The 7014-nt window shown below is 69.9% G+C and carries 6 protein-coding genes and 3 pseudogenes; 4 read left to right on the forward strand and 5 right to left on the reverse strand.

Translation table 11 applies throughout. From position 1 onward, the window contains the following. From VF697_RS34630 to VF697_RS34645, 4 genes and pseudogenes are all read right to left on the reverse strand, one after another. Window positions 1–349, reverse strand: a pseudogene (locus tag VF697_RS34630) (peptidase M48); the annotation flags it as partial. A gap of 54 nt (window positions 350–403) precedes the next feature. Next, complete coding sequence (locus VF697_RS34635) at window positions 404–1531, reverse strand: tetratricopeptide repeat protein (RefSeq protein ID WP_331101790.1); 1128 nt, start codon at window positions 1529–1531, stop codon at window positions 404–406. A 186-nt stretch (window positions 1532–1717) separates the two neighbouring features. After that, a complete protein-coding gene (locus VF697_RS34640; RefSeq protein WP_331101792.1) occupies window positions 1718–2857 on the reverse strand; it encodes an ArsA family ATPase in 1140 nt (379 codons plus the stop codon). Next, window positions 2854–3774, reverse strand: a complete 921-nt coding sequence (locus VF697_RS34645) for an ArsA family ATPase (protein WP_331101794.1) — start codon at window positions 3772–3774, stop codon at window positions 2854–2856. Before VF697_RS34645 ends, VF697_RS34640 begins: the two co-directional genes overlap by 4 nt. Window positions 3775–3898: 124 nt before the next feature. Here VF697_RS34645 and VF697_RS34650 point away from each other — a divergent pair, with 124 nt between their 5' ends. After that, complete coding sequence (locus VF697_RS34650) at window positions 3899–4219, forward strand: hypothetical protein (RefSeq protein WP_331101795.1); 321 nt, start codon at window positions 3899–3901, stop codon at window positions 4217–4219. A gap of 8 nt (window positions 4220–4227) precedes the next feature. Then, the gene (locus VF697_RS34655) at window positions 4228–5031 is read left to right on the forward strand and encodes a ParA family protein (protein WP_331101796.1); all 804 of its coding nucleotides are present in this window, start codon (window positions 4228–4230) and stop codon (window positions 5029–5031) included. 165 nt (window positions 5032–5196) lie between these two features. Here the strand turns inward: VF697_RS34655 and VF697_RS34660 are convergent, their stop codons facing one another. Further along, window positions 5197–5856 carry a polyhydroxyalkanoate synthesis regulator DNA-binding domain-containing protein gene (locus tag VF697_RS34660; protein WP_331101798.1) on the reverse strand — a complete coding sequence of 220 codons (660 nt, stop codon included), beginning with the start codon at window positions 5854–5856 and terminating at the stop codon, window positions 5197–5199. A 158-nt stretch (window positions 5857–6014) separates the two neighbouring features. On the opposite strand from VF697_RS34660, the pseudogene VF697_RS43620 reads away from it, so the two are divergent. Continuing rightward, window positions 6015–6074, forward strand: a pseudogene (locus tag VF697_RS43620) (zinc-ribbon domain-containing protein); the annotation flags it as partial. A 261-nt stretch (window positions 6075–6335) separates the two neighbouring features. Further along, window positions 6336–7014, forward strand: a pseudogene (locus VF697_RS34665) (hypothetical protein); the annotation flags it as partial.

The raw sequence follows: 7014 nt of genomic DNA on the forward strand, positions 1-7014 counted from the left end.
GCTCCAGCACGTAGCCGAAGTAGACGTTCGCCGGGAGGTAGACGACGGCGAGGAAGAGGTCCACGAAGAGGGCGAAGAGCAGCGCGGTGCCCCAGCCGGACTCGCCCCAGAGCAGGTCCATGGCCTTGAAGAAGGCGCGGCTGACGGGCGCCGTCCGCAGGAAGGAGAGCCGCTGGGACAGCCAGTCCGCGCAGGTCTCGGCGCGGCGGTGGAAGGGCCGCACCAGCACGCCGAGGATGAGCCCCAGGATGCCCAGGTAGAGGAAGGGGCTCACCCCGCTCCAGATGTAGTGGGGCAGGTGGTAGGCCTTGATTTCCGCGAGCTGCTCGGGCGTGAAGATGGGCTCCATGGGCGGCGTGGAGCGTAGACCTTCACCCCGGTGTTCTCCCAGGGGGGACCTGGCTCAGGAGTGCGGCTCGGCCTTCACCGGCGCGGGAGCCGGCGCCGAGTCCGTGTCCGCCAGCAGCAGCCGCTTCATCTTCTCGAGGCTCTCGCGCGTGCGGGCCACGAAGGTGTTCTGCGAGCCGATGCGCTCGGCCGCCTCCAGCGTGCGCTCGTAGATGTTGATGGACTTGGTGAGCAGCACCCGCACCTTCTTGCGCAGCTCCTCGCGGTAGACCTGGGCCTCCTCCGCGTCCAGCTCGGCCGGCGCCGGCGAGTTCACCAGGTGCTCGTAGAGGTTCTCGTAGAGCGCGCCAATCTGCGAGCCGGCCGCCGTCGCCCAGTGGCCGTTGCCCACCCGGATGGCGCGCAGGTAGTGGCCCTGCGCCGACAGGAGCAGCTCGGCCTTGTAGTTGAGATCGTTCGCCAGCGCGTCGCTGCCCTTGGCCGGGTCCAGCTTCACCGCGTCGTAGTAGAGCCGGTAGATCTCCCCGCGGAAGAAGTGCGCCTGGGCCGGGAAGTAGTCCTCCACCTCGTCCTTGTCCGCGAGCCCCTCGTACGTGGTGATGGCCTTCTGAAGCGTGGCCTCGGCCTTCTCCGGCTGCCCGGACTCCAGCTCGCACACGCCCTGCTGCACCTGGGCCTCCAGGCGCTTGCCCACCGGCAGGTCCTCGCGCTCGGCGATGACCTTCAGCACCTTCGCGGCGTCCTCGAAGCGCTCCAGGTGGTAGTGCGTCTCGGCGAGGCGGAAGGCCGCGTCCAGCGTGTCGCCCGTGCCCTTTTGTGCGTCGGCCAGCTCGGAGAAGCGCATCGCCGCGTCCTCCCACTGCTCCAGCCGCTCGTGGGCGAGCCCCGCGTTGTAGAGCGCCTCGTTCCGGTGCGAGCTGGTGGGGTGGAAGTCCGCCAGCCGTCCGAAGTAGCGCGCCGCCTTGGCGAAGTCGTTGGCCGCGAAGGCCGACGTGCCGCCCGCGAACAGCTCCTCGTCATTGAGCGACGACAGCTCCAGGTCCGCCGTCACCGTCACCGGCTCGAACTGCACCTCCTGCCGGGAGGGCTCGGCCTGCGTCTCGCGCACCGCCGTGCCCGTCGTCCGACACCCCACCAGGCCCAGAACTCCCACCAACACCCACCTGCGCCAAGTGGCCGACATGTGTGTCCTCCGCATCGAAGCTCGTCAGGGGCCCATGGGCGGGCCGTCCACGTTTCCAGGCTCCAAGACAGCGGGTGCCGTCCCGGAGTTCCCTCTGCGGGCCCCAGCTTAACCTCCGCCTGGGTTTCCCGCCCGAATGGCCCGCCACCCGGCGAGTGGGCGAGCATGGAGCGTTAGAGGACAGGCTCAACCCCGGGGGAGCGCGGGTGCGGGCGTGGGAATCGCCTCGTCTCCCATCAGGTAGCGCCCCGTGCGCCACAGCGCGCTGATGTCGTGCACGTCCAGCTCGAAGCGCGGCACCTGGATGAGCGGGGTCCCGTCCGCCGCCGCGCGCAGCTCGGCGATGCCCTTGGCGTCCTGCTCCGCCAGCACCGTCAGCTCCCGCAGCGTCTCCTCCACCTTCGCGCGCCGGGCGGACGTCAGGCTCCTGGCCTCCTCCCACAGCTCGGGGCCCGGCATCGGGTGGACGCGGTTCACCACCACCGCCACCACCTCCATCCGGTTTTGCTTGAGCAGCCGGTGGAAGTGCATCACCTCGTCCAGGCGCTCCCGCCCCGGGCTCGTCACCAGGACGAAGCCCGTGGACTCGGCCTCCATCAGCTCGCGCACCCCGCGCGCCCGCTCCCGGAAGCTCTCGTTCATCGGGGCGATGGCCATCATGAAGCCGGCCAGCTCCTGCAGCGTCTCCGTACCGGTGAACTTGGAGATGGTCTTCGCCACGTAGCTGCTGCCGAAGCTGAAGAGCGACAGGCCAATCTTCCCCGCGGCCAGCGCGGGCGTGAGCAGCCACTTGGCCGCCTCGTTGTCGAGGAAGTCCAGCACCCGGTTGGGCGCCTCGAGGAAGTCCAACGCGTGCGCGGTGGGCGGCGTGTCGAGCACGATGAGCTCGTAGTCGCGCTTGGTGCGCAGCTCCCACAGCTTCTCCATCGCGATGTACTCCTGGCTGCCGGCGAGGGCGCTGGAGAGCGACTGGTAGAAGCGGTTGTGGAGGATGCGCTCGCGCTTGTCCGGTGGGGCGTACTTCGTGATGAGGTCGTCCCACGTCTGCTTCATGTCCAGCATCATCGCGTGGAGCCGGCCCCGGGGCTTCGTCCCCAGCGGCTCCAGCGCGGAGGCGGGCACCTCGGCCTCCACGTTGCCCAGGGCGTTGAGGCCCAGCGAGTTGGCCAGGCGCTTGGCCGGGTCGATGGTGCACACCAGGCTGCTGCGCCCATCCACCGCCGCGCGCAGCGCCAGCGTCGCCGAGATGGTCGTCTTGCCCACCCCGCCCGAGCCCACGCACATCAGCACGCGCTTGTTCTTCAAGGCCTCGGCGAGCGCGTTCATGCCCCCGCCTTCCCCGTCACCAGCTGCTCCAAGTGCCCCATCACCTGCTCGATGGCCTGCCGCCCGAAGCCCGGCGCGAAGATGCGGGGCACCTGGTACACCGGCACGTGCAGGTTGCGCTCCAGCTTCATCTCCGCGAGCACCGTCTGCGCCGCCCGGTCATGGTGCGTGCGCGCCACCCGCAGCAGCTCCGCCTGGTCCACCAGCGCCTCCAGATCGCCCTCCGTGAAGCGCTCGGGGAAGGCCGCGTTGAGCACCGCCGCGTGGGTGCGCACCCGCACCTGGTCGCGCAGCGCCGCGTGCAGCTCCAGCGTCTCGTTCACCGGCATGTCCTCGGGCAGCGACACCAGCACCGCCGCCGTCGTCGCCGGGTCCTCCAGGAGGTCGCGCATCTTCATCGCCTCGCGGGTCATGGGCCCGGGCGGCAACGTCTGCAGCAGCACCTGGGGCACCCGCAGGAAGGTGATGGCGTGGCCCGTGGCCGGCGCGTCCATCACGATGGTGTCCCACAGCGGCTTGCCGTCCGGCCGCTTCTCCTGCGCGTGGAAGAGGATCTTCCCCAGCAGCACCAGCTCCTGCAGCGAGGGGATGAAGCGCAGGAAGTAGCGCACCACCTTGTTCTCGAAGACCGTCTTGTAGAGGGTCTCGAAGCGCAGGACCATCAGCGCGTACTCGCGCATGGCCTCCTGGGGGCGCACGTCCACGGCCCACAGGTTGTCCTCCAGCTGTTTGACCTCGGGGCCCACGGGCTCATGGCCCAGCAGGCGGCTGATGCGCTCCTGCGTATTCACTTCGCACACCAGCGTGCGTCTTCCGGCGCGCGCCGAGCGCAAGGCCAGCGCCGCGGCGATGGTGCTCTTCCCCACGCCGCCCTTTCCGGAAACGATCCACAACCTCTTGTCGAGCAGGGCGGCCATCGGGAGCGGCGAACCGTAGGGATGGCCCTCCCCCCTGTCAACGCGCTCTGTCGTCTTGCTTCCACCGCTTGACACGTCGCGTCGCGTGCTTCCAGAGTTCGCGCGTTTTCTCCAGGACGATTCCATGCTCAAGAACAACCCCGTGGTGAAGAAGCTCGTCGAGACCGGTGAGGAGCGCGTCGGCAAGCTGGCGCAGCAGCTCATGTCCAACGAGAAGTTCGTGACGATGGTGCAGACGCTGGTGTCGCGCTCGCTCGCCGCCAAGGGGACGCTGGACAGCGCGCTGCGCTCGGCGCTCTCGGCGATGAACCTGCCCTCCACCGCGGACGTGGAGCAGCTGCGCAACAAGGTGGATGACCTGGAGCGCCTGCTGTCCTCGGTGGAGTCCAAGGTGGACAAGCTGGTGACGACCGCGTCCGCGCCTTCGTCCCGGAAGTCGAAGTAGTGCCCCCCATGCGGCGCATCGCCTTCATCAACGAGAAGGGTGGCACCTGCAAGACGACGCTCGCGGTCAACACCGCCGCGTGGCTCGCGCGGGACCGGGGGCTGAAGGTCCTCCTGGTGGACCTGGACACGCAGGGGCACGCGGGCAAGTCGCTCGGCCTGGACGTGCGCACGCTGCCGCGCAACGTCTTCCACCTGCTCACCGACCCGAGCGTGCGTCTGGAGGACGTGGTGCGGCCCTCCGCCATCGAGGGCCTGTCCGTCCTGCCCGCCTACAAGGAGATGGCGGACTTCCCCCTCGTCGTCGCGAATGACGAGCGCCGCGCGCACCGGCTCGCCGAGCGGCTCGCGCCCGCCGAGGCCGCCGGCTTCGATGTCATCGTCTTCGACGCCCCGCCCTCCATGGGCATCACCACCCGCAACATCCTCGTGGCCGCCACCGAGGTGGTGGTCCCCGTGGGGCTGACGTACTTCGCGCTCGATGGCTGCGCCGAGGTGGCCGACACCGTCCGCCAGGTCGCCGAGAGCGAGGGCCGCCCCGACCTGCGCATCACCAAGGTGGTGCCCACGCTCTACCGGCGCACCGCGCTGGCCACCGCCATCCTCGAGCGCCTCAAGTCCTACTTCCCCGAGTCCCTCGCGGCCACGCCGCTCGGCTACAACGTCAAGGTGGACGAGGCCCAGAGCCACGGGAAGACCATCTGGGAGTACGCCCCCAGCAGCACCGGCGCGCGGATGCTCGGCGCCATCGCCGCGGAGATCTACGGCGAGAGCGCGAAGAAGCGCGGCAAGAAGGCCTCCCGCGTGGCGTAGCGGAGCCGTCCGGATTCGCGAGAGGGTGGAGACGGAGTGGGGGAGGGCGGGCGCACGCCCTCACCCCGAGCCTCTCCCGGGCGGGAGAGGGAGCACATGGGGGGAGAGTCCGGGCGCCCCCGGTCTCCTCACCCCCAACCTCTCCCGGGCGGGAGAGGGGGTAGGTCAGTCCTTCTTCTTCTCCAGCTCGTCGAGCTTCTTCTCGAGCTCCTCGAGCCGCTGCGTGAGCAGCTGCATGTCGCGGCCCATCGCCGGCAGGTTGCCCGCGAGGTTCTCCACGACGTGCTTCACCCGCTCGTCGATCCGGCGCTGCCACTCCTCCAGCGCGCGCTGGCTCGCCTTGAGCAGATCCGCCGGGCCACCCGCCGCGTTGGCGGACGCATCCTCGGCCGGCTGCTCGGTGGGCGAGGGAGCCTGCTCGGTCGTGGCGCCGCCCTCCTCGGGCTTGTCCTCGCGCCGCAGCAGCTTGTCCAGGCGCGACTCGGCCTCCTCGCGGATGGACGCCACCCTCGGGGTGACCTCCTTCTGGATGAAGTCGGTCAGCGACTCGCCCGGATGGCGGATGATCTCCCGGAGCACCGCCAGGGGCATCCGGTTCCGCTTCTTCTCCTCCTCGAAGATGATCTGCGCGAGGGTGACCGAGGTGAGGTCCTCCTTCGTCCGGTTGTCGACGATCCGGACCTCCACGCCCTCCTTGATCATCAGGGCGATCTCATCGAGGGTCACATACCGGCTCTCGACCGTGTCGTAGAGCTTGCGGTTGGTATACCGCTTGATGACCTTGGGCTCTTTGCTGGGCACGCCTGCCTGCTCTGGCTCGCTCATGTCTGCGTTCTCCGCCCCCGTTCGTGTGCTTTCGCACTTTCGCACACGATGCGGGACGAAAGCCTGTAGCAGAGGGGTTGGGGGCGGGCAAGCCGGGCGGAGGCATGTTCGCGGTGAGGCCTCACTGCGCCTATACTCCCGAACCGGCCGAGCCCTGAATGATCGTCAAGTGTGAACGTTGCCAGACGCGGTTCAAGATCCCCGACGAGAAGGTGACGGACAGGGGGGTCAAGGTCCGCTGCACGAAGTGTCAGCATACCTTCCGGGTTGCTCGTGAGGACGCTGCGTCCTCCGCGCCGACTCCGGCCGTGCCTCCTGTCGAGGCGGCCGCCGTCGCGAAACCCCCGGCCACCCCTCGAGCGGGCACGCCCCTCGAGCCTTCCCGGTCCTCCGCGCCCGCTGCCTCCGTGCCTTGGGGCGGAGCGCCCACCGGCAAGGCCGCGGGCCGTCCGCCCGGACCCTCTCCGATCGATTCGCTCATGGGTGCGCCCGCGAGCGCTCCGGCGGCTCCCTCGGTGCCGGGCATCGCCGCGCCCCGAGGGGGAGTGGCCTCCGGACCGACCTCGCTCCCGCGGTCCTCCATGGAGCCCCCCAAGACTCCGGCGACGATCGACCTGGATCCGCTGATGGAGTTCATCGGCGAGAACACCCCCACGCCCGCCCAGGCGCTCCAACTCTCCGCCAAGGCCCCCATCCCCAACAATCCGGTGGGGGCGCTCGCGCTCGGCCCGGTCCAGGCCAACAAGCCCGCGGCCCCGGCCAGCCCGGCGGCGGGTTCCTCGCTGTCGCTGTCCTTCGACGAGAACGATCCGTTCGCTGCGTCGGATGAGGGTCCGAAGGCCGTGGCCCCGGCTCCCAAGCCCGTGCCCGCCCGGAGTGCGCCACCGGCTCCGGCTCCGAAGCCCGCTCCGGTTCCAGTCCAGATCCCGGCTCGGAGCGCCGCGCCCGCGCCGGCTCCGAAGCCCGCGCCCGCCGCCCCGGCCCCGAAGCCCGCCTCCGTCGTCGCTCGGAGCAGCGCGCCGGTCTCCTTCGAGGAGAACGACCCGTTCGCGCTGCCGCCGGAGGACACGGCGCCGGCCCGGAGCGCCGCGCCCATTCCGCTTCCGGAGTCGGAGGAGATGGAGGGGCTCGAGGGCAACAACCCGTTCGTCTCCTTCG

Source organism: Archangium sp. (assembly GCF_036388035.1).
In the GTDB taxonomy this organism is placed as follows: Bacteria; Myxococcota; Myxococcia; order Myxococcales; family Myxococcaceae; genus Archangium.